Here is a 22462-nt window from a genome sequence, read left to right on the forward strand (position 1 = left end):
TCCAGTATTCGCTCAGGCGGCGACTACGGCATTGCCGAGCGCAAGGCCCTTGTCGTCGAAGCGGTGCAGCTTGCTCTCGTCGGGCGTCATGTAGACGCGGTCGCCATGCTTGACGCCGAACTCGCCATCGACGCGGGCCGTGATCGGGCCAAAGCCATCGACATTGGCATGTAGGAAGGTGTCGGCGCCCAGATGTTCGGCAACCGTCACGGTGCCGGTCCAGAGGCCGCTCTCCTTTGAAAGGATGAGATGTTCCGGCCGCACCCCGACCGTTTTGGCATTTCTCGACTGCGCATAGGCGCCCTCGATGAAGTTCATGCGGGGCGAACCGATGAAGCCGGCGACGAAGAGGTTGCGCGGCGACTTGTAGAGCTCCAGCGGCGAGCCGACCTGCTCGATATTGCCGCGGTTGAGCACGACGATCTTGTCGGCCATGGTCATGGCTTCGATCTGGTCGTGGGTCACGTAGACCATGGTCGTCTTCAACTGGTTGTGCAGGTCGCTGATCTCGAGCCGCATCGTGCCGCGCAGTGCCGCATCAAGGTTGGATAGCGGTTCGTCGAACAGGAAGGCCGAGGGTTCGCGCACGATGGCGCGGCCGATCGCAACGCGCTGGCGCTGTCCGCCGGAAAGCTGCGAGGGACGCCGCTCCAGGTAATCGGTGAGGTTCAGCACATTGGCGGCCGCCTCGACCTTCTTGTCGATCGCAGCCTTGTCCATCTTCGCCATCTTCAGCGGAAAGCCGATATTGTTGCGCACCGTCATATGCGGATAGAGCGCATAGGACTGGAACACCATGGCGAGCCCGCGGGCAGCGGGTGCCGCCGCGGTCACTTCCTTGCCGTTGATCAGGATCTGGCCGCCGCTCACATCTTCCAGCCCGGCGATGAGACGCAGCAGGGTAGACTTTCCGCAGCCGGACGGACCGACGAAGACGACGAACTCGCCATCGTTGATTTCAAGGTTGATATCGGGAATGACCTTGGCTTCGCCGAAGGTCTTCGACACGTGTCTGAGTGTGATGCTGCCCATGACGATAAGTCCTTACTTTACTGCGCCGAATGTCAGGCCGCGGACGAGTTGCTTCTGGCTGAACCAGCCAAGGATGAGGATGGGCGCGATCGCCATGGTCGATGCCGCCGACAGCTTTGCCCAGAACAGGCCTTGCGGGCTGGAGAAGGAGGCGATGAAGGCGGTCAGCGGCGCCGCATTGGTCGTGGTCAGCCGGATGCTCCAGAAGGACTCGTTCCAGGCAAGAATGATGTTGAGGAGCAGCGTCGATGCAATCCCCGGCACCGCCATCGGCGTCAGCACATAGACGATCTCCTGCCAGAGCCCTGCCCCGTCCATCCGCGAAGCTTCGAGGATCTCGCCCGGAATTTCACGGAAATAGGTATAGAGCATCCAAACCACGATAGGCAGGTTGATCAGCGTCAGCATGACGGTAAGGCCGATGCGGCTGTCTAGAAGGCCGAAATCGCGGAACAGAAGGTAGATCGGCACCAGCACCGCGACGGCCGGCATCATCTTCGTGGAGAGCATCCACATCAGGACGTCCTTGGTCCGCTTGGTCGGCGAAAAGGCCATGGCCCAGGCGCCGGGAATGGCGATGATGAGCGCCAGGATCGTGGAGCCGACCGAAAGGATGACCGAGTTCATGAACGGCTTTAGATAGTCGCTCTGCGTCTGGACGTTGATGTAGTTCTCGAACGTGCCGGACGGGATCAGGTTGAAGCCGGCAATCGCCTCCGGCTCTGTCTTCAGGCTGGTGATGATCGTGTAGAGGATCGGAAAGAAGATGATCAGCGCGACGACCCATGCAACGATGGTTGCGGTGATCTTGCGGCCTGTGGTGACGGAACGAGCCATGATCTTATCTCCTACCGGTCCAGGTTCTTGCCGACGGCGCGCATCAGGAAGATGGCGACGATATTGGCCAATATGACTGCGATAATGCCGCCTGCCGATGCACCGCCGACATCGTAGCCGAGCAGCGCCGTACGGTAGATCAGGAAGGCGATATTGGTCGAGGCGTAACCGGGACCGCCATTGGTGGTGACGAGGATTTCCGCATAGACGCCGAGCAGGAAGATCGTCTGGATCAGGATGACAACGGTGATCGAGCGGGCAAGATGCGGCAGGACTAGGTAGATGAAGCGATTGAAGAAATTGGCGCCATCCATTTCCGCTGCCTCCTTCTGCTCGCTGTCCAGCGATTGAAGGGCGGTCAGGAGAATGAGCGTGGCGAACGGCAGCCATTGCCAGGCGACGATGATGACGATGGAAAACAGTGGATATTGCGCAAACCAGTCCACGGGCTGAAGCCCCAGGAGGTTGGCGATATCGGCAAACACACCGTAACCCGGGTGCATGATCAGGTTCTTCCAGATCAACGCGGCGACCGGAGGCATGACGAAGAAGGGCGAGATCACCAGGATGCGGACAATGCCCTGGCCGAAGATCGGCTGGTCGAGCAGCAGCCCGATTGCAATACCGCCGACCACGGTGATGAGAAGCACACCTCCGACGATAACGAGCGTATTCCAGATGGACTGAAAGAAGGCCGGATCGGTATAAAAGAACTCGTAGTTGAAGAAGCCGGCAAAGCCGTCGCTGGAAGGGTCCAGCAGATTGTAGTTCTGGAAGGAGAACCACAGGGTCATTGCCAGTGGAACGATCATCCAGACCAGCAGAAGCAGGACCGACGGCGCCATCATGAGCCGCGCCAAGGTTTTGGTATTTTGCGTCGCCATAACGACACCCTCCCTGAAGCGACCGCGCATCTCGCAACTGCAGAGACCCCGCGCGCGCCGGATTTTTCTTGATTGTCGTCTTGAGGATAGAACGCCGCCCGGTTTCAGGCCGGACGGCGGATCGCGAGAGGCTGCTTACTTGGGATAACCCGCACGCTTCATTTCGCGCTGGGTTGCGCGCTGAGCCTGCGCAAGCGCATCGTCAACAGTAGACTGGCCGGCAATGACGGCCGAGAAGAGCTGGCCGACATTGGTACCGATCGCCTGGAATTCAGGGATCGCGACGAACTGGCCACCGGTATAGGGAACCGGCTTCACGGACGGCTTGGTGATATCGGCCGCCTGCATGGCTGCGAGCGTCGGCACGGCGAAGGCAGCAGCCTTCTTGTACTCTTCGTTGTTGTAGAGCGAGGTGCGTGTGCCCGGAGGAACGGCGGCCCAGCCTTCCTTGGACTGGACGAGCTGGATGTATTCCTTGCTCGTTGCCCAGGAGATGAACTTCTGCGCCGAGTCAGCCTTCTTGGAAGAGGCCGGAACGGCGAGGTTCCACGACCACAGCCAGTTGCCGTGATTTTTGACGCCTTCCTTGCTCGGGAAGATCGCGTAGCCGACCTTGTCGGCAACCGTGGAGTTCTTCGGGTCGGAAACGAAGGAAGCCGCAACCGTGGCGTCCATCCACATGCCGCACTTGCCCTGCTGGAAGAGCGTCAGGTTTTCGTTGAAGCCGTTGGACGAGGCGCCGGACGGGCCTGCATCCTTCATAACGTCGACATAGAACTGCAACGCCTGCTTCCATTCCGGCTGGTCGAATTGCGGGTTCCACTTTTCGTCGAACCAGCGGCCGCCGTAGGAATTCGCAAGCGCCGTGACGAAGGCCATGTTCTCGCCCCAGCCGGCCTTGCCGCGCAGGCATATGCCGTTGATGCCGGCCTTGCGGTCGGTCATCTTGCGGGCCGCATCGCCGATGAAGTCCCAGGTGGGGCTTTCCGGCATCTTCAGGCCTGCCTTGTCGAGCAGATCCTTGCGATACATGATCATCGCAGATTCGCCGTAGAACGGCGCCGCATACAGCTTGCCATTGACGGTCAGGCCGCCCTTGATGGCAGGCAGCAGGTCGTTCACGTCGTACTTGTCGCCGAGCTTGTTGAGCTCCGCCAGCCAGCCCTGCTTGGCCCAAATCGGCACTTCGTAATTGCCGATGGTCAGGATGTCGTACTGGCCGCCCTTGGTGGCGATGTCGGTCGTGACGCGCTCACGCAGCACGTTTTCCTCGAGCGTCACCCAGTTGATCTGGATATCCGGATTGGCCTTGGTGAATTCGGAACTGAGGCCCTGCATGCGGACCATGTCGCCGTTGTTGACGGTCGCAATCGTCAGCGTTTCCGCCGAAGCCATGCCGCCAAACATCATTACTGAGCACGCGCCCAGCAGAATCGTCTTCAATGTCATATCTTCCTCCCGAGAAGATCAAATGCGAGCATTCGCTTTGCTCATGGGCAATTACTCAACATTACCTGGCGCAAGTCAACGGAAATTCATCGCTGCAACGCAACGAAAAATCATAAACCATTGTTTCAGATGCGAAAAATCTGCTCAATCGCCCAGGAGATGGGCAGCGGTGCTTTCGTCGGTGATGATGCCGTTCAGCAACCGGCCTGTAAGTGCGGCCTTGATCGCAGGCCATTTGCGCTTGCCCTGGGCAAGCCCGATGACGCGCGAGGTTTCCCGCGAGGGGATTGGCACGCTTGCCACCCGCTCGTTGACGTCATTGTCCAGGAGACGACCCTGCCGGTCGTAAATCCAGCCGCAGATCTCGCCGGTCGCTCCCCGCTCGATCAGCCGCAGCATCTCGTCCCGTGCAAGGAACCCATCGACACAGAGCGGTCCGTCCACGCCGAGTTCGCCGATCCCCACAAAGGTCGCGTCGGCCTGCGCGCCGAGCGCGAGCGTGGAACGCACCAGAGCCTGGTCGTGCAGCGTCGCCCGCTCCTCGACCGATGAACACAGAACAGGAAGAGGCATGGGGAAATGCCGGGCCTTGATGGCATCTGCCATGGAAAAGATCACGTTGTAGAAGGCGGCCGACCCATCCGGCCCGATATTACCCGTAAGCGAAACGATCCGATGCTGCGGACATTCCATCGGCGGCAACTGGTCCACTGCGGCCTTCAACGTACGGCCGGTGCCGACGGCGATGATGATCGGGTCTGGCCGCTTCAGCCAGCGTTCGATTTCCGCGGCACCCGCTTCGGCGATTCCGACGGTGGACGACGCACCGAGCGGATCGCTCGGCACCACCTCGGCATGCTGAAGATCGAATTTCTCGCGCAGGCGTTCTCCCAGCTCGAGGCAGACGGAAATGGGGTGGTCGAGCCGAACCTTGATCAGCCGTTCCGCCACCGCCAGCGAAACAAGCCGTTGCGCTGTCTGGCGGGAAATGCCCATGGCGGCGGCGATTTCGTCCTGCGTCCTGCCGGCGACATAGTAGAGCCAGCCGGCTCTTGCCGCATCGTCCAGTCGACCTTGGGTATCGGACCGCTTCGCCATCGCAGAAAATCTCCTCGCAGATTTGCTGCCATGTTTTTCGACGGTCTGTCAAACGGTTGGAGTTTGCTTCAACGAATGGAAAAAGCTCAGGATTGACGCAACGCGCTTTCGATTACATCCGCCATCAGGTCGTAGCTGGTCTGGTTTGCCTGTATCGATGCGTCGATCCACTTCACGGCATCGATCTTCGTGAGATCGAGCGGATGGCCGGCCTTGACGGACAATTGCTTGAGATATTGCAGCTGCGTACGGCCGTTGCCTTCGCGGAACGGGTGGACATAGTTGACGTCGCCAATGATCGCTGCAACTTTTGCCGCAAAGGCGGGTCGATCCAGCCCGCGCATAAAATCCGACCCCGCAAGACGGCGATGCACGTCGGCCATTCCGGTCTCGATATACTGGCGAAACTGGAACTGGCTGCCGCCTTTGGATATCTCGACGGTGCGGACGTCTCCGGCCCAGTCGTAGACATCCTGGAACAGATGCCGGTGGATCGCACGCAAATGCTTGAGATCGAAATTGCCGGTCGGGATCCCGTGACGGGCGCGCATAGCGACGATTTCACGTTCGTGATAATCGAAGGCTGCGGCATCCGTTATGCCCAATTTGTTCCTCAGCACGCGAGTGCCGGGATAAACGTATGGGTCGCCGCTCATTCCGCTGCGTGAAGCGCAGCCGCGGCTTTAGCCCGCTCAAGAATGTAGTCTCTTTGACGCTCCTGCGACCAGCCCTCGCGGTCAAACATTTCGAACATCGCCATCTGGTCGGCATCGAGCGGATTGCCCTCGATGAGTTGCAGATGCGCGGCCTCGAGAGTGCGCTGACGGATCGTGTCCTTATCGGTCATGCAGAAGTTTTCCTCACACCAAGACAACAAAAGGCCCGGACTGCAGCATCCTCAATAGATACCAGAAATCCTGGCCGTCAGCAAATCAAACCGCCCTTGCCGGAGCGATAAGACCCTAATCCAGCTGCACCAGATGTCCCGTGGAAACCTCGCGATATTCGCGCTTCGGCGGCACGTAATCGACCGGGCGGATCGGGCTCTTGATCTCATCGGTAGACATGTTGCGCTTGACGCGGCGGCGTGAGGGATCCGGCACCGGCACCGCCGACATCAGCTTCTTGGTGTAGGAATGCTGCGGGTTCTCGAACACCGCGGCGCGCGGTCCGATCTCGACGATTTCGCCCAGATACATCACCGCCACGCGGTGGCTCACCCGCTCCACCACCGCCATATCATGGGAAATGAACAGGAAGGCCAGGTTCAGGCTTTGCTGCAGGTCGAGCAGCAGGTTGCAGACCTGCGCCTTGATCGACACGTCGAGCGCAGAGACCGCCTCGTCGGCCACGATCACCTTGGGGTCGAGCATCAGGGCGCGGGCAATAGCGATGCGCTGCCGCTGGCCGCCCGAAAACTCGTGTGGAAAACGCTTCATCATGTCGGCCGAGAGACCCACCTGTTCCAGAAGCCCGGCCGCCTTCTGGCGCGCCTGCGCCTTGGTGCCGAGCCCGTGTTCGATGAACGGTTCCATGACGGCCGAACCAATGCTCATGCGAGGATTGAGCGAGGCGAAGGGGTCCTGGAAGACCATCTGCACAGAGCGGCGCATCTTGCGCAGCATCGACTGGTCGAGGCTCATCACGTCGTAGCCGTCGAGTTGCACGCTGCCGCTGGTAGGCGTGATCAGGCGCGTCACCGAACGCCCGGTGGTGGATTTGCCGCAACCGGATTCGCCGACCAGCGACAGGGTCTCCCCGGCGAAAAGGTCGAAGGATACTTTCTCCACCGCATGCACCGCGCCGGTCTTGCGGCCGAACAGACCGGAATGAATGTCGAAGCGGGTGGTCAGGTCCCTGACGTCGAGGATCGGCGTCTTGCCCTTGCCCACCGTGTCCAGCACATCGGCTATCGGCTGCTGCTCGCCGGTCTTCACGTCGATGATCGGGAACCGCAGCGGCAGCTTGCGGTCGCCCATCGAGCCCAGTCGCGGAACGGCCGAGAGCAAAGCCCGGGTATAGGGATGCTGGCCGCGGTAGAAGATATCGCTGGTCTCGCCCGTTTCCACGGCGTCGCCGCGGTACATGACGATGGTCCGGTCCGCCACTTCCGCCACCACGCCCATGTCGTGGGTGATGAAGAGCACGGACATGCCCTCCTCTTCCTGCAGGACCTTGATCAGGTCAAGGATCTGGCCCTGGATGGTCACGTCCAATGCCGTCGTCGGCTCGTCAGCGATCAGCAACTTCGGCCTGGAAGCCAGCGCCATGGCGATCATCACGCGCTGGCGCATGCCGCCAGAGAATTGATGCGGATATTCGTCGAAACGGCCTTTGGCATTGGGAATCCGTACCTTCTCGAGCAGGCGGATCACCTCTGCCTTGGCTTCGGCCTTGGATATGTTCTTGTGGACCGTCAGCGCCTCGGAAATCTGCTTGCCGATCGGGAAGATCGGATTGAGCGAGGTCATCGGCTCCTGGAAGATCATCGAGATGTCGTTGCCGCGCACCTGCCGCATCTGCTCTTCCGGCAGCGACAGAAGCTCGCGGCCGTTGAGGAAGATCTGTCCCTCGATCTTGCTCGAATTCTTCGGCAGCAGCCGCATGATCGATAGCGAGGTGACGCTTTTGCCGGAGCCGGATTCGCCCACGATCGCTACGGTCTCGCGCGGCGCGACATCGAACGAGATATTGCGGACGACGGTCTTCCATTCGTCGTTGACGCGGAAGGAGGTCGAAAGGTTGCGGACGGAAAGAACCGGGGTCACCGATCCTCCGCCCTGTTCCATCGCGGTTCCACTTAGCAGCATGATCGTTTCCTTATGCGTTTTCCAGGCAGCCGGCCGAAGTCAGGCGGGCCGGTTCAGGCAGCAAGTGCGGTTTCGGCAAGCGTTACCCAATAACTGACGCCGAAGGGGATAGCCTCGTCGTTGAAGTCGTAAGCCGCGTTGTGCAGGCTGGCCGTATCGCCATTGCCGATGAAGATGAAGGCGCCCGGCCGCTTCTCCAGCATATAGGAGAAATCTTCGGCGCCCATATGCGGTGCCATGCCGGCATTGACGGCCCTCGGCCCTGCAACCCTGGACGCGATCTCGACCGCGAATTCCGTTTCATCCTCGTGGTTGAAGGTCACCGGATAGCCCCGCCGATAAATGACATCCGCGGTGGCACCATGGGCTGCGGCCGTCGCCTGCGCCACTTCAGCCAGCCGCTTTTCGGCAAAATCGCGCATTTCGGGCAGAAGCGTGCGTACCGTTCCGGCCAGTTTCACGAAGGCCGGAATGACATTGCTGGCCTCGCCGCCATGGATGGAGGCAACCGTTACCACCAGCGATTTCAGCGGGTCCGTTTCGCGCGACACGATGGATTGCAGCGCCACGACCACATGGCTGGCGGCCAGCACCGGGTCGATTGAAAGATGCGGCTGGGCGGCGTGGCTGCCTCGCCCGTTGATGGTGATCTCGAACGTATCGGCCGCCGCCATGATCGAGCCCTTGCGAATTGCGAAGCTGCCGACCGGCAGGCGTGGCTCGTTGTGCATGCCGAACACCTGGGTGATTCCGAATTTTTCCATGAACCCGTCGTTGATCATGGCAAGCGCGCCGGCACCGCCCTCCTCCGCCGGCTGGAAGATCACCGCGACGGAGCCCTTGAAATTGCGGGTCTCGGCCAGATACTGAGCGGCACCGAGCAGCATGGCGGTATGGCCGTCATGACCGCAGGAATGCGCCTTGCCCGGCGTCTTCGAAGCCCAGGGCTTGCCCGAGGTCTCCAGGATAGGCAGCGCATCCATGTCGGCGCGAAATCCGATCACCGAGCCTTCTCCCTGACTGCCCTTGATGATCGCAACGACGCCCGTCCTGCCGATGCCGGTTTCCACCACATCGCAGCCGAAGGACTTCAGCTTTTCGGCCACGAAGGCGGACGTGTGGTGAACGTCGTAAAGCAGCTCCGGGTTTTCATGCAGGTGGCGGCGCCATTCGGCGACCTGATCCTGCATTTCCGCGACGCGATTGATGACCGGCATAATCTGACCTCATTTTTTTACTGTTTCCACTCTGGTCGCGAGTGGATATCGGACGGGATATTGCGACGGTGCGGCAGGCTTTTGCAAGCTGCAAATTTCGCCCTTGCACGCGAAATAGGCCTATGCTTAGATGGCCTAAATTTTGATCATCCAGCCTTTGCGCGACATGATCATTCTCTTTCGCATTTAAATTCATATGGAGGGCGAAGCGAGAATTGCACTGTGGCGTCAGTGGCTTGACGACTTTTTGACCCACATGACTGAAGGCGAAGCACCGACATAGGGTGCAGGCTTCAGCACTAGCCAAAAGCACACATAAAGGGGAATAGCAGCATGAAGAAATTGAGACTCCTCCTGGTTGGCACAGCGGCCGCACTCGCATTCGCGGGATCGGCGGCCCATGCCCAGCGAGGAACGGATGGCGACTTGAAGATCCTGTTCTGGCAGGCCGTATCGACGATGAATCCGTATCTATCGGGGGGAACGAAGGAGGTCTATGCCTCCTCCATGGTCATCGAACCGCTTGCCCGTTATGACGAAAAAGGCGCGCTGGTGCCGATGCTGGTGACCGAGATTCCCACGGTCGAAAACGGCGGCGTAGCGAAAGACCTGCTCAGCATGACCTGGAAGCTGAAGCCCGATCTCAAATGGTCGGACGGCACGGCCTTTACCGCTGATGATGCCATCTTCACCTGGCAGTATTGCAAGGCGCCGGACGGCGGTTGCGCTCAGAGCGCCTATTTCGAAGGCGTAAAATCGGTCGAGGCGCCGGATCCGCATACGGTCAAGATCACCTTCGCCGAACCGAAACCTTATCCGTACAGCGCCTTTGTCGGCGCGCAGTCGCCGATCATCCAGAAAAAGCAGTTTGAGAAATGCGTAGGCGCCGCCGCTCCGGGCTGCACCTCGGCCAATTTCGGACCGATCGGCACTGGGCCTTTCATGGTGAAGGAATTCAAGCCGAACGACGTGATCACCTTTACCGCTAACAAGAACTACCGCGATCCGGCCAAGCCGGCCTTTGCCAGCGTGACGCTCAAGGGCGGCGGCGATGCAGCTTCGGCGGCCCGCGCCGTTCTCGAAACCGGCGAATACGATTATGGCTGGAACATGCAGGTGGAGCCGGAAGTGCTCGCCACCATGCTGAAGGCCGGCAAGGGCACGCTCGAAACTGCCTTCGGCACTCAGGTCGAGCGTATCAACCTCAACCACTTCAACCCTGATCCCAAGCTGGGCGACAAGCGCGCCACCAAGGAAGGCGGTCCGCATCCTGCCCTATCCGACCCGGCCGTTCGCCGCGCGCTCACGCTCGCCATCGACCGCGACGTTATCGTCGAGACCGGTTACGGCGCAGCCGGCAGGCCCACCTGCAACATCGTTCCCGCTCCGGCCAATGTCGCCTCCACCAAGAATGACAGCTGGTGCCTGAAGCAGGATATCGCGGGCGCCAACAAACTGCTCGATGATGCAGGCTGGAAGAAAGGATCGGATGGCATCCGCGCCAAGAACGGCATCAAGCTCTCCTTCCTCTACCAGACCTCGACAAATTCCGTGCGCCAAGCCACCCAGGAACTGGTGAAGGACATGTGGTCGCAGATCGGCGTTGCCACCGAACTTCGCAATATCAGCGCCTCAGTCTATTTCGGCGGCGACCCGGCAAGCCCGGACACCTTCCAGAAGTTCTATGCCGACATCGAAATGCTGACGAACAATTTCGATGGCACAGATCCGGAAAAATACCTGGCCGGCTGGCTGTGCGACAAGATCCCCACGCCCGCCAGTGGCTGGCAGGGCGAGAACGAAGTCCGCTACTGCAATCCGGACTACGACAAGAAAGTCGCCGAACTCTCCAAGACCGCAGACCCGGCAAAGCGGGAAACCCTCTCCAAGGAGTTGAACGACATGCTGACAGAGGAAGGGGCGCTGATCCCGCTCGTCCACCGCGGCAGCATCTCGTCGCATTCGCTCACGCTCGAAGGCGTGAAGATGAACGGCTGGGATTCCGAGCTCTGGAACGTCGCAGACTGGTCGCGCAAGAAGTAATCACCATCGCCGGGCCTGCACTTTTGCAAGCCCGGCAATGTACCTTCTCCGCGCTCGTCTGGAGACATCTGAATGTTCACATACACATTGCGGCGATTGCTGTTCGCGATCCCGACTCTCCTGGTCATCAGCTTCGTGATCTTCGCGCTGCTCGACCTTGCGCCCAACGATCCGACCGGCGACCTGCCGCTGACCATTCCGCCCGAAGTTCGCGAACAGATCCGCGCATCGCTGGGGCTCGATCAGCCCTTCTTCGTCCGGTACATGTATTGGCTGCAGCAGTTCTTCATCAACGAGCCTCTCAATATTCTGGAAAAGCTGACCGGATGGCAGTTCGGGGATGGCCACCGCATGCGGGTGCTGTCATGGGCGACCCGCAGCCCTGTGGTAGACCTGATCGTGCAGCGCATGCCTCAGACGCTTTGGGTCGTCGGCCTCGCCTATGTCTTCGGCATCCTGATTGCCATTCCGATCGGGGTCATCTCGGCCTACCGGCAGTATTCGATCTTCGACCAGATCGGCACTTTCGTTTCCATGGTCGGCTATTCCGTGCCGACCTTCTTCACCGGCGTGCTGCTGATCGTCATCTTCTCCTCCTATCTGCAGTGGTTCCCTTCGGTCTACGACACCAATCTGCAAGTCACCGATATATCGAGCTTCGTTGCTCAGATGAAGCAGATGGTCCTGCCGGTGACCGTGCTGTCGCTTTACAACGCCTCGCAGATCACCCGCTTCGTGCGCGCCTCCATGCTGGATAACCTGCACCAGGATTACGTGCGAACCGCGCGCGCCAAGGGCGTCAAGGAAAAGGCCGTGCTTCTGGTGCATGTGCTGCGCAACAGCCTCATCCCCGTGGTGACCGTGATTGCACTCGGCGTGCCGACCATCTTCTCCGGCGCTATCATCACGGAGCAGATCTTCCGGGTGAACGGTCTTGGGCAATTGCTGATCATTGCCGTGCAGGGAGCGGATATTCCGCTGGTGCAGACGCTGACCTTCATCTTCGCCGTGCTGATCGTGCTCTTCAACCTCATCGCCGATGTGCTTTACGGCATTCTTGATCCGAGGATCCGTTATGACTGATGCAACCCTGGCTTCTGCCCCGCCGACGGCGGCTCCGAGCCCTGCCCGCTCCGCGCTTATCGATATATGGCGGCAGTTTCGGGCCCACCGAGGCGGCGTCGTCGGGCTGATCGTCTTCGTCTTCATCGTGCTGGCCGTCTATGTCGGGCCCTATATCCACCGGGTCGCGCCGAACGCCATCAACATCCGCGACAAGAACCAGTATCCGTCGTTCGCCCATCCGTTCGGCACCGACAATCTCGGCAAGGACATGCTGGCACAGGTCCTGGCCGGCGGGCGTACCTCACTTGCGGTCGGCTTCACCGCGATGCTGCTCGCGCTCTTCCTCGGTACGCTGGTGGGCGTGCTGTCCGGCTATTTCCGCCGCCTCGACGGCCCATTGATGCGGCTGACCGACCTGTTCCTTGCCCTGCCGCTATTGCCGCTGCTGCTGGTCATCCTCATGCTGTTCCGCGATACTTTGCGCGCGGCTTTCGGGCCGGAAACCGGCATCTTCATCCTGATCGTCTTCGTGATCGGCGTGACGAGCTGGATGCACACGGCGCGTATCGTGCGGGGCGATGTCCTGGCCGTCAAAACCCAGGAATTCATCCTTGCCGCCAAATCGAGCGGCATGCGCGAATACCGTATCATCTGGCGCCACATCCTGCCCAATGTGCTGAGCTCGATCATGGTTTCGGCCACGCTCGGGATCGCTTCAGCGATCATCACGGAGTCCGCCCTGAGCTTTCTTGGCCTCGGCTTCCCTTCGGACTTCCCCACCTGGGGCCGGCTTCTGTTCGATGGCGCGAACTTCCTGCAGCTGACGCCATCACGGGTTCTGTGGCCGGGACTTGCCATCTCGCTCACCGTCCTCAGCGTCAACTATGTCGGCGACGCCATCCGGGACGCGCTCGATCCCCGCAGCCTCAAGCGGTAGACATGATGGCACCGCCAGCATCGTTGCCGGAGGTGCCTGAAAGTCTCCCGAATTTTTTTGAGCATCCCTGGAACTTAAGCTCTGCCTCGTCGTTATGATCATGTCTGAAGGCGACCCCCGTCCCCCGCCCTACAAGAGCCTTCGGACAAACTCTTCAATCCCCCTCGAAGAGACAAACTGGCTCGGCTCCCCTGTGGAACCGAGCCAGTTTTGCTTTGGGCACTGATCGCCTCAGTCCAACGATCCGAAGCCGGCCTTACATGCGTCATCTGCGCCTGCCGGCGGCCTTCGCTCTCATCCACATTCCGGAAATTCAGTCGCTGCCGATTTCCAGCGGGAAGACCAGCCGGTAGCTGATGCGGCCGTTGGAAATCGTATATTGCGCCTTGCCATTGACCGATGCGGGCACAACCCGCTCAAGCACGGTGCTGCCGAAATGGGCCTTGAGCGCATCCTCGCCGCCGTCGGACGATTTGTCAGCGTCTAGAACTTCGTCCCAGAGCATTTCTAGGGAATCATGCCCGTTGACAGGAACTCGGGTGCAGGTGACCTCGATCACCCGACCGCTGCGCAGCACCGATCCGTGGCTGACCGCATTGACGATGAGTTCGTGCAAGGCCAGTCCGAGATGCAGCGAGGCGTTCGGCGTCAACAGCACATTGTCACCCGACACATGCACAAGATGCGTGTTTTCAGGCAGGTATTTTTCCGTTTGCTGCTGCACGAGCTCGAAGAAATACGCACCCCGCCAGCTGGAATCTGTGATCAGATCCTGACTTTGCGAAAGCGAATAAAGCCGCCCGCGGAACTTGTGGAGAAACAGGTCGAGCGAGCCGGAATAGCGTGCCGTCTGCAGCGCGATGCTCTGGATGATCGCCAGAAGGTTCTTCGACCGGTGGCTGACTTCTCGCAGCAGGGCTCGCAGCAGCCGCTCGCGGTGGCGCTCCTCCGAACGGTCGATGATTGTCGTGACGAGATGGATGCCGCCCTGTTGAAACTCCACCGCCTGGACACGAAACTCGTAAACTTGGTCGGAGCCGACCGTCACCTCCAGATGCGCCTTTCGGCCCGACTGGGTCATCTCCTGCTTCAGCAGAGAAAGCTTGCCAGCAATTTCGGAGCCGAACAGGCTGACGTCGCTCGGCGCCATAAGACGTTCGACCGCCCAGACATCCGGGAGATTGGTGACAAGCAGATAGTTCTGCCGTGCGTCCTGGATGGTGATGCTTGCGCCGAGATCGATGAGTGCGGGCATCAGGAACTCCCGCAATTTGTCATCACTCTGACCAGCTAGCTGCCATGTCAGCGGATGCGACAATTCATCTCTCCATTTGCGGTCGTCCGGAAAACCGAAGGCATTTTTAGGAAGCCTTCAGATATCTGACTATTCATCGTTATAAAAGATCAAATGCAGCATAACGTTCTTTCGAGGCCATCAGCAGGCGTCGAGGAGGATTTCCACGGAGCCCGAAACAGGCGCCGGTTGGCGCCGACCCACCCTATGCGATGCAGGAGGCTGTAAAAGCAGCGGGCAACAGGAAAACAAGGTCACAGCATACATGAGGCCTCTCCGTTCCGGTTGCCCCCAGAACGCGCCCCTGCTGCATTTGTTCCTCGCTGCCGCTGCCATGCCACCAATCAGGCGGCAGCCTTCACCGCCTCGTTGAAGAACAGCGCCTGGCTGATCAGAGCCTTGACCATGTCGGGATTGAATGGCTTGGTGACCAGGAAGGCCGGCTCGGGACGCTCCCCTGTCAACAGACGCTCCGGGAAGGCCGTGATGAAGATAACCGGCACGCTCGAAGACTTCAGGATCTCGTTGACCGCGTCGATGCCGGAGCTACCATCTGCCAGCTGAATGTCGGCCAGAACCATTTTCGGGCTGGAAGACTGGAACAGCGCCACCGCTTCCTTGTGGGTACGAGCAATGCCGGTCACCCGATGGCCGAGATCCTGCACCATCTGCTCGATGTCGAGCGCGATGAGCGGCTCGTCCTCGATGATCATGATGTCGGTAGCGACTTGGCGGGAAATCTCGCGGGATGCTTCGTCGAGCAGGCGGTTCACCTCGGATGTGCCGACATTGAGAACCTCGGCCGTTTCCTCGATCGTAAACCCTTCGACCGACACCAGCAGGAAGGCGTGGCGCGCCTGCGAGGGAAGGCTGGAGAGATTGGCCGCTGCACGCTGCTCCCAAGCAAACGGAGAGTCGATGGGACGGATCTCTATGGCCGTGGAACCAAAAATTGCGACAAATAGTTTATAAAGCGAAACGCGGTCCTTGGTCGTCTCCGGGAATATCGAGACGTCGGCAATCAAGGCTTCCAGAACCGCCGCGACATATGCGTCTCCAGACGTCTGCGACCCCGTTACGGCACGGGCATAGCGGCGCAGGTATGGAAGGTGAGACGCAACGCGTGTGGTAAGTGACATACAAAATCTCCCCTGGCCCAGGCGGGCAATTGACGCCTTTACAACGTGGGGGTCAAAAAAAAGTTCCGCAAGAGGGGAACTTTTTTTACCTTCGGGTATTTCCTGTCCCGACGATATCGCAACAGGCTGCCCGCGTGATGAGTGAAGACCTCGGAAAAAACAATGATATGAATTTAGCTGCTCAACCTCAAGAAGTCAGACCTGGAACAGCATCTCCAAATGCTTCCATCTCGCGCAAACTGCGCGAGTTTTACGATGCTGTGCAGGAAGAAGGTATTCCCGACCGGTTCCTCGATCTCCTCGAGCGGCTGGACCAGGCTGAGAAGAACGCCAAGTCGGTGGATATGAAATGAGCAACGAAGCCGATACGGACGATCGCATCTTCAAGCGTGACCTGCTTTCCTCGTTGCCGAACCTTCGCGCTTTCGCCGTTTCGCTGACCGGGCGTCACGACAAGGCAGACGATCTGGTTCAAGACACGATCATGAAGGCCTGGGCGAACCAGAAGAGCTTTACTGCGGGCACAAATATGCGGGCCTGGCTCTTCACCATCCTGCGCAACGAATTCTACAGCCAGATGCGCAAGCGCGGCCGCGAGGTTCAGGATACCGACGGGCTCTTCAGCGAGCGCTTTTCGGTGCACCCCGAACAATATGGCCGCCTCGATCTTCAGGATTTCCGTAAGGCGCTGGACAAGCTTCCAGACGACCAGCGCGAAGCTATCGTGCTCGTTGGCGCAGCGGGCTTTGCCTATGAGGAAGCCGCGGAAATCTGCGGTTGCGCTGTCGGCACGATCAAGAGCCGCGTCAGCCGTGCACGCACCAGGCTTCAGGAGCTTCTGGGCGTGTCGGGCGAAAGCGACTACGGCCCGGACGCAGGCGATGCCGCGATCACGGCACGCGCCTTCGGCAGCTGACCTTCACGTCTAAAATCAGGACGCCGCGTCCAATGGCTCGGCGTCCCAGAGCGTTTCAGGATCACTAGAATGTTTCAGGATCAAACGGAAACGCTCTGACCGCCTGCAATACCTGCTCATCGTCGAACGGCTTCGGCACGACAGGGGCACCCGGCCACTCCGGGACGCCGTCGAGATCATGCGAACGGAAGCTTAGCAGCACGACAGGCAGACCCGATTGCCGGATAAGGCCCTGGCATTCGGGTGCCGCCACAACCATAGCATCGATCAATATCATATCGAAGTCACTCTCCTTCAGCGCCTTCGCCAGCTCCCAGGGCATGGCAATCTGCGTCTCGTAGGCGCCGCGCTCCTGCAAGATCCGTTCGGCCTCCATCGCCACGAGATATTCCTGATCGACAACGAGAATGCGCAATGCGGACCTTCGATGATTTTGCATGACTCTCGTGGTAGAACACCGAAAGAACGCGGGGTCATTTAAAAAAGACACAGACGATCACGATATGACCCGCTATTGTTCCGCCATCTTCATCTTCTTTAGAGTTTCATGGCGAACGTAAAACCGGTCTTTCCTCCCCGCATCCCCTGCATTCGCTGTCCTCTGCGCAGGCTTGATACCTTCCGCGATTTCTCGCCGCCGGAACTGGAATTCGTACAGGATTTCAAGGTGGCGGAACTCGTTGCCAATCCTGGCACCTCGGTGGTTGTGGAAGGCGAGCGGCATCCGCAGCTGTACACGCTCCTGTCGGGCTGGGGCTTTCGCTACAAGATCTTGGAGGATGGTCGCCGGCAGATTTTAAATTATGTTCTTCCCGGCGACCTGATCGGCCTCCAGGGCAATATCATGCTGGAAATGCAGCATTCCGTGGAAGCGCTGACGAAGATGACGCTCTGCGTGTTCGAGCGGGAGCGACTGATGACGCTGTACCAGCACCATCCATCGCTGGCCTACGACATTACCTGGCTCGCGGCGCGGGAGGAATCCATGCTCGACGAGCACTTGCTCAGTATCGGCCGGCGAAGCGCCCTGGAACGGGCCGCCTACCTGCTGATTTTCCTATATTCCCGAGCTATCGGAACCGGCAGCTTGTCGCAGAGGCAGAACGCGCCCCTGCCACTGACCCAGCAGCATGTTGCCGACACGCTGGGGCTCTCGCTCGTGCACACCAACAAGACCTTGCGCAAGGTGGCGGCGCTGGGCCTCATCCGCTGGCTAGACCGGGGATGCGAAATCCTCGATCCCCCAGGTCTGCAGAATATCGCACAATGGCGGCCGCCTGCGGAAAGCAAGCGACCGTTCATCTGATCGGTCTTCGATTCCGGGTTATCGCTCGTCCGTGTCGGACGGGCGACGGCCGAGGCCGAATATGGAGGGCAGTACCTTCATCGCGACGAAGCCAAGCCCGCCGGCGACAGCGAGGATAACCAGTGATCGCGACTTCGCAACCGCGGGCAGTGCGGTCGCCGCAGCGGTGACCATCATGGCTTTCCGATTATTGGCGGCTGCGATCTCGCGCTTACGCCTTTCCTCGGCCTGGTTCGCCAGGATCGCCGATATGTAGAGGATGAAGGCCAGGACCAGCGCACCGCCTGCGACGGCAATAAGCCCCATCGGCAGTCCCCAGGATTGGCCCAGGTAGATGGCAAGCGCCGCTATGCCGAGAACATAGGCCGTCAGCAGGAAAACGAGCACGAAGGCATAGATCACCGCATTGCGCTTGAACTTGCGCACGAAGCTCGCAATGTCCACGGCGGCGAGCGACGCCAGAATGGGACCAAGCGCTCCCAGCATCAGCGGCGCGTGATCAGCGCGAACAGGAAGCCGACGCCGGCGGCGATGGCAACGGATTGCAATGGCTTGGTGCGGATCTGTTCTTCCACGTCGCGTTCCCAGCTCAACGCCTGCTGTTTCGCATCTTCCACCATCTGCAGGGAGGCGTCTACCGTATCGGTGGCGGCCCGACGTGCCTTGCCGCGCACTTCGCTCGCCTTTTCATTGCCGAGGGCGGCGACGCTGCGGGCAAGCCCGGCAATATCTTCGCGCAGCTGGGCCAGCTGTGCTTCCACATCCTTGGAAGCGGCGGAGGTTTGGCCGTCATGCGGCAGATCGTTGATGGATGACATGTGGAACTCCTGTTGTTGCGGATCTAGGCTTGGAAGCGCGCGGATGTCGCAGCGCGAAATGGGACAAACGCAGGGGCGAGCAAGGCGGGAACCTTGGCCCTCGCTGCGGCGGCAAAACGCGGCGAAAGCGTGATTGTTCCAGTCGGACCACGACGAACGCAAAAATAGCCAAGGCAAAATCTACCTAGCATGAGGCGGCTCCGGCCAGTTTCGGACGCCTCCGGACCATTCTTCATACGCCTGCGAGAGCTTCAGGACCAGAAGGTCGGCATAACGCGGCCCGACGATCTGCAAGCCGATCGGCATGCCCGATTGAGAAAAGCCGCAATTGATGGAGGCCGCCGGCTGCTCCGACATGTTCCACGGCACGGTAAAGCCGATGTGTTCGAACGGTCGCGCCGGATCATTGGTGGGAGAAGCCCAATCCGCCGGATAGGACACGACGGGATTGGTGGGCGAAATCACAGCATCAACCATGGCAAAAAGCTTGGACGCCGCTTTCCGCATCTCCATCGTCTGGTTGAAACCGCGCACGGCATCGACACCTGAAACATGAGCGCCGCCCTCCGCCCACGCGTAGATATAAGGAAGGATCAGCGCCCGCTTCTCCTTGGGCATCTTTTCGATGTCGCCCCAGAAACGCGCGCGCCAGAAATTGTCGAGCCCGTCCAGCATATCGCGGGTCAGCACCGGCGCAACCGGAACGACCTGCGCGCCTGCCGCCTCGAACAGCCTTGCCGCGGCCGTTACCGCATCGACAACCTCCGGCTCCGCGGCAAGCCCCACGCCTGCATCCATCATCACACCGATCCGCATGTCCTTGAGGTCCAACGAACGATCCAGCCAGTCGAAATCGTTCGGTGGCAGCGACGTGCCGTCACGCCAGTCCGGCCGCGACAGGGTCGCCATGGAGATCGCCGCATCCTCCACGCATCGCGTCATCGGTCCGGCACAACGCCCGACATAATAGGGATCGACCGGAATCCGGCCCTGGCTCGGCTTGAAGCCGAACAGGCCGGTCCAACCTGCCGGGAGCCGCACGGACCCGCCGATATCGGTGCCGATATGCAGAGGACCGAAGCCAGCTGCACCCGCTGCCGCCGCCCCGGCGCTCGATCCGCCGGGGTTCTGGCTGAGGACCCAGGGGTTGCGGCTTAAGGGATGGAAGCTGGAAAGCCCGGAGGACAGCATGCCGTAATCCGGACAGGTGGTCTTGGCGAAGATGACCGCACCGTCTTCCCGAAGGCGCGCCGCAACCGGCGCATCCTCAGCCGCGGGAACAAGATCGACCGCCGCCGTGCCGAGCGGCACCGGCTGGCCCCTGGTCGCGATCAGTTCCTTGATGGTGACGGGGATGCCGTCCAGCACGCCCAGCGTCTCCCCCCTCGCCCAGCGTTCGGTGGAGGCAGCAGCCTGACGGCGCGCGTCTTCCGGGTCGTAAAGGTAAAGCGCCTGCACATGCGGCTCGAATGCGTCAATCCGCCCTTCCACCGCCTGCCAGTATTCGGAGGGCGAGAGCTTCCGCTGTTCGTAAAGGTCGAGGATATCGCGGATCGTCAGTTTCAAAAGCGCGTTCATGTCGAATTCTTTCAAAAATCAGCTTTGGTCGCGAGGGTCGAGAATATCGCGCAGCCCGTCGCCCAGCATGTTGAGCCCAAGCACAGCAAGCGCGATCGCCAGGCCCGGCAGCAGCGCCAGCCAAGGCGCCTGGCCAAGAAAAGTCTGCGCATCTGCAAGCATGCGGCCCCAGCTCGGCGCCGGCGGCGCCAACCCGAGACCCAGGAAGGAAAGCCCCGCCTCCGTCAGAATGGCAAGCCCCAGCTGGATCGTCACCTGCACGATGATCTGGCTGGCGATATTGGGAAGCACGTGGTTCCAGGTGATCCTCAACTTCGACTGGCCGATGCCGATCGCCGCCAGAACATAATCCCGCGTCCACACTTGCAAGGCCGCGCTCAAGGTCAGCCGCGCAAAGACCGGCACCATGAACACCCCGATGGCGATCACCGCGGTGAACCGCCCGCCGCCGATAAAGGCCGCCAGCATCATGGCCGACAAAATGGGCGGCACGGCGAAGATGATGTCGCAGCCGCGCATGACGACGAGCTCCAGCCAGCCGCGTCGGATGGCGGTCAGCACGCCCGCCGCCGTACCTATGGAAGCGCCAAGTGCCACAGCCAGGAACGAGGTCGAGAGAGAATTCCAGGCCCCGGCCATCAGCAGGGAGGCCACGTCCCGCCCGAAATTGTCCGTGCCCAACAGGCCGAAGGCAAGCGGCGGCTTCAGCTTGTTGATGATGTTCATCTTGGAGGGTGATACCGGCGTCCACACCAGCGACAGAAGCGCAACGAGCAGAAGTGCCAGCGTTATGCCGAGCCCGACGAGAAACAGGGGGCGATGCCGAACCCTTCTCATTGCGCCTGTGCCCTCAGCCGCGGATCGATGACGAGATAGGCGAGGTCGACCAGAAAGTTCATGACGATGACCAGCGCGGAGAAGAACAGGACCACATCCTGCATGACGATAATGTCGCGCTGCGACAGCGCCTGATAGGCAAGCCGCCCGAGCCCCGGCAGGTTGAACACATTTTCCACCAGAACGGCGCCGGCAATCAGGAAGGTGAATTGCAGGCCGAGCATGGTGACGACCGGGATCAGCGCGTTCGGCACCGCATGGCGCCAGACGGCCATGCTTTCACTGAGGCCCTTGGCCCGCGCCGTGCGCACAAAATCCTCGTTCATCACGTCGAGCACCGCCGCGCGGGCGACGCGGGTGAGCACCCCCGCCTGCGGAAGGGCAAGCGCCACGGCGGGCAGGCAGAGTGCCTTCAGCCCCGCAAACACGCCCGCATCCCAGCCGGGAAAACCGCCGGCCGGCAGCCAGCCGAGCGTGGTGGAAAACAGGATGATCAGCAGCAGCCCGACCCAGAAGGCGGGCACGGCAATGCCGATATAGGAAAACAGGCCGGCAACCGCATCGAAAACGCCGTTGTGCCGCCGTGCCGCCTGGACCCCGAGCGGAATGGCGACCAGCACGGACAGGAGCATCGCTATCAGCGCAAGCGGCAGGGTTACGGCAAGCCGCTCCATCATCAGCCCCGCCACCGGTACGCCATAGGTATAGGACTGGCCGAGATCGCCCCTCAGCACGCCGCCGAGCCATGCGAGGTAGCGCAGCGGCAGCGGCTGGTCGAGCCCGAGCTGGTGCTGCAAGGCCGCCAGCGTTTCGGGGCTTGCGGAAGTGCCGAGCATGATCTGCGCCGGATCGCCCGGCAGCAGGTCCATCACCGTGAAGATCAGCAGGGAGACGACCAGCAGCGTGACGATGAGGCTCATCGTTCGGCGCACGAGGATAGCGATCATGATGAGATCCGCCACGTTTTTACGATCCTCATTCCTGTGCTTGTCACAGGAATCCAGCCAGCCCGGGTCTTTGGGCTGAAAAGATTCTCCCACGCCGCCGACACGGCGTTGCTGGATCCCTGTGACAAGCACAGGGATGAGGGAGTTGGCGGTGACGGCAGGGCCATCATCTCCGATCTCCCCGTTTCGGGGGAGATGACGGAGGGGGGTGGTTCAGCGAACTCAATCTTGAAGGAGCCTGTAGAGCAAACCCCC

23 protein-coding genes are annotated in these 22462 nt (G+C 60.5%); 6 read left to right on the forward strand and 17 right to left on the reverse strand.

The features are described 5' to 3' along the window. Positions 1-12: 12 nt before the first annotated feature. The 9 genes from EPK99_RS11605 to EPK99_RS11645 all read right to left on the reverse strand — a co-directional run bounded on the left by EPK99_RS11605 (position 13) and on the right by EPK99_RS11645 (position 9327). Entirely contained in the window at positions 13-1032 is a 1020-nt protein-coding gene (locus tag EPK99_RS11605; RefSeq protein ID WP_128443177.1) for an ABC transporter ATP-binding protein, read from the reverse strand. Positions 1033-1044: 12 nt separating this feature from the next. Then, the gene (locus tag EPK99_RS11610; RefSeq protein ID WP_128443178.1) at positions 1045-1869 is read right to left on the reverse strand and encodes a carbohydrate ABC transporter permease; all 825 of its coding nucleotides are present in this window, start codon (positions 1867-1869) and stop codon (positions 1045-1047) included. Positions 1870-1880: 11 nt separating this feature from the next. Beyond that, positions 1881-2753 carry a carbohydrate ABC transporter permease gene (locus tag EPK99_RS11615; protein ID WP_128443179.1) on the reverse strand — a complete coding sequence of 291 codons (873 nt, stop codon included), beginning with the start codon at positions 2751-2753 and terminating at the stop codon, positions 1881-1883. Between the two features lie 135 nt (positions 2754-2888). After that, on the reverse strand, positions 2889-4202 hold the full coding sequence (locus EPK99_RS11620; protein ID WP_128443180.1) for an ABC transporter substrate-binding protein: 1314 nt from the start codon (positions 4200-4202) through the stop codon (positions 2889-2891). A gap of 144 nt (positions 4203-4346) precedes the next feature. Beyond that, positions 4347-5300: a sugar-binding transcriptional regulator gene (locus EPK99_RS11625; RefSeq protein WP_128443181.1), complete on the reverse strand. Its 954-nt coding sequence runs from the start codon at positions 5298-5300 to the stop codon at positions 4347-4349. Between the two features lie 86 nt (positions 5301-5386). Continuing rightward, positions 5387-5905, reverse strand: coding sequence for a Fic/DOC family protein (locus EPK99_RS11630; protein ID WP_245582391.1), 519 nt, complete (start codon positions 5903-5905; stop codon positions 5387-5389). Positions 5906-5952: 47 nt separating this feature from the next. After that, positions 5953-6147, reverse strand: coding sequence for a hypothetical protein (locus tag EPK99_RS11635; RefSeq protein ID WP_128443183.1), 195 nt, complete (start codon positions 6145-6147; stop codon positions 5953-5955). 115 nt (positions 6148-6262) lie between these two features. Next, positions 6263-8110: an ABC transporter ATP-binding protein gene (locus tag EPK99_RS11640; protein WP_128443184.1), complete on the reverse strand. Its 1848-nt coding sequence runs from the start codon at positions 8108-8110 to the stop codon at positions 6263-6265. 53 nt (positions 8111-8163) lie between these two features. Further along, positions 8164-9327: a M20 aminoacylase family protein gene (locus EPK99_RS11645; protein ID WP_128443185.1), complete on the reverse strand. Its 1164-nt coding sequence runs from the start codon at positions 9325-9327 to the stop codon at positions 8164-8166. A 333-nt stretch (positions 9328-9660) separates the two neighbouring features. Between EPK99_RS11645 and EPK99_RS11650 the strand changes: the two genes are divergently transcribed. The 3 genes from EPK99_RS11650 to EPK99_RS11660 all read left to right on the forward strand — a co-directional run bounded on the left by EPK99_RS11650 (position 9661) and on the right by EPK99_RS11660 (position 13372). Then, on the forward strand, positions 9661-11370 hold the full coding sequence (locus EPK99_RS11650; RefSeq protein ID WP_128443186.1) for a peptide ABC transporter substrate-binding protein: 1710 nt from the start codon (positions 9661-9663) through the stop codon (positions 11368-11370). A 72-nt stretch (positions 11371-11442) separates the two neighbouring features. Beyond that, on the forward strand, positions 11443-12453 hold the full coding sequence (locus EPK99_RS11655; protein ID WP_128443187.1) for an ABC transporter permease: 1011 nt from the start codon (positions 11443-11445) through the stop codon (positions 12451-12453). Beyond that, complete coding sequence (locus tag EPK99_RS11660) at positions 12446-13372, forward strand: ABC transporter permease (protein ID WP_128443188.1); 927 nt, start codon at positions 12446-12448, stop codon at positions 13370-13372. Before EPK99_RS11655 ends, EPK99_RS11660 begins: the two co-directional genes overlap by 8 nt. A gap of 313 nt (positions 13373-13685) precedes the next feature. On the opposite strand, the gene EPK99_RS11665 is transcribed toward EPK99_RS11660, so the two are convergent. Further along, a complete protein-coding gene (locus EPK99_RS11665; protein ID WP_128443189.1) occupies positions 13686-14627 on the reverse strand; it encodes a sensor histidine kinase in 942 nt (313 codons plus the stop codon). A 383-nt stretch (positions 14628-15010) separates the two neighbouring features. Next, entirely contained in the window at positions 15011-15805 is a 795-nt protein-coding gene (locus tag EPK99_RS11670; RefSeq protein ID WP_128443190.1) for a response regulator, read from the reverse strand. Positions 15806-15972: 167 nt separating this feature from the next. On the opposite strand from EPK99_RS11670, the gene EPK99_RS11675 reads away from it, so the two are divergent. Continuing rightward, complete coding sequence (locus EPK99_RS11675; RefSeq protein ID WP_164901767.1) at positions 15973-16158, forward strand: NepR family anti-sigma factor; 186 nt, start codon at positions 15973-15975, stop codon at positions 16156-16158. Then, complete coding sequence (locus EPK99_RS11680; RefSeq protein ID WP_128443192.1) at positions 16155-16721, forward strand: RNA polymerase sigma factor; 567 nt, start codon at positions 16155-16157, stop codon at positions 16719-16721. Before EPK99_RS11675 ends, EPK99_RS11680 begins: the two co-directional genes overlap by 4 nt. Positions 16722-16785: 64 nt before the next feature. On the opposite strand, the gene EPK99_RS11685 is transcribed toward EPK99_RS11680, so the two are convergent. Further along, a complete protein-coding gene (locus tag EPK99_RS11685) occupies positions 16786-17136 on the reverse strand; it encodes a DNA-binding transcriptional response regulator (RefSeq protein WP_128443193.1) in 351 nt (116 codons plus the stop codon). Between the two features lie 132 nt (positions 17137-17268). Here EPK99_RS11685 and EPK99_RS11690 point away from each other — a divergent pair, with 132 nt between their 5' ends. Beyond that, positions 17269-18027, forward strand: coding sequence for a Crp/Fnr family transcriptional regulator (locus tag EPK99_RS11690; protein ID WP_128443194.1), 759 nt, complete (start codon positions 17269-17271; stop codon positions 18025-18027). Between the two features lie 18 nt (positions 18028-18045). Here EPK99_RS11690 and EPK99_RS11695 read toward each other — a convergent pair whose 3' ends face one another. From EPK99_RS11695 to EPK99_RS11715, 5 genes are all read right to left on the reverse strand, one after another. Further along, a complete protein-coding gene (locus EPK99_RS11695; protein ID WP_128443195.1) occupies positions 18046-18513 on the reverse strand; it encodes a hypothetical protein in 468 nt (155 codons plus the stop codon). Continuing rightward, positions 18513-18845 carry an ElaB/YgaM/YqjD family protein gene (locus tag EPK99_RS11700; protein WP_128443196.1) on the reverse strand — a complete coding sequence of 111 codons (333 nt, stop codon included), beginning with the start codon at positions 18843-18845 and terminating at the stop codon, positions 18513-18515. Before EPK99_RS11700 ends, EPK99_RS11695 begins: the two co-directional genes overlap by 1 nt. 180 nt (positions 18846-19025) lie before the next feature. Then, positions 19026-20423, reverse strand: a complete 1398-nt coding sequence (locus EPK99_RS11705; RefSeq protein ID WP_128443197.1) for an amidase — start codon at positions 20421-20423, stop codon at positions 19026-19028. 18 nt (positions 20424-20441) lie between these two features. After that, positions 20442-21260, reverse strand: coding sequence for an ABC transporter permease (locus EPK99_RS11710; RefSeq protein WP_128443198.1), 819 nt, complete (start codon positions 21258-21260; stop codon positions 20442-20444). Further along, positions 21257-22207 (reverse strand): ABC transporter permease, encoded by a 951-nt coding sequence (locus EPK99_RS11715; protein ID WP_128443405.1) that lies wholly within the window; start codon positions 22205-22207, stop codon positions 21257-21259. The genes EPK99_RS11710 and EPK99_RS11715 overlap by 4 nt, the downstream gene beginning before the upstream one ends. Between the last annotated feature and the right edge of the window lie 255 nt (positions 22208-22462).

It is taken from the genome of Neorhizobium lilium (assembly GCF_004053875.1).
GTDB lineage: Bacteria > Pseudomonadota > Alphaproteobacteria > Rhizobiales > Rhizobiaceae > Neorhizobium > Neorhizobium lilii.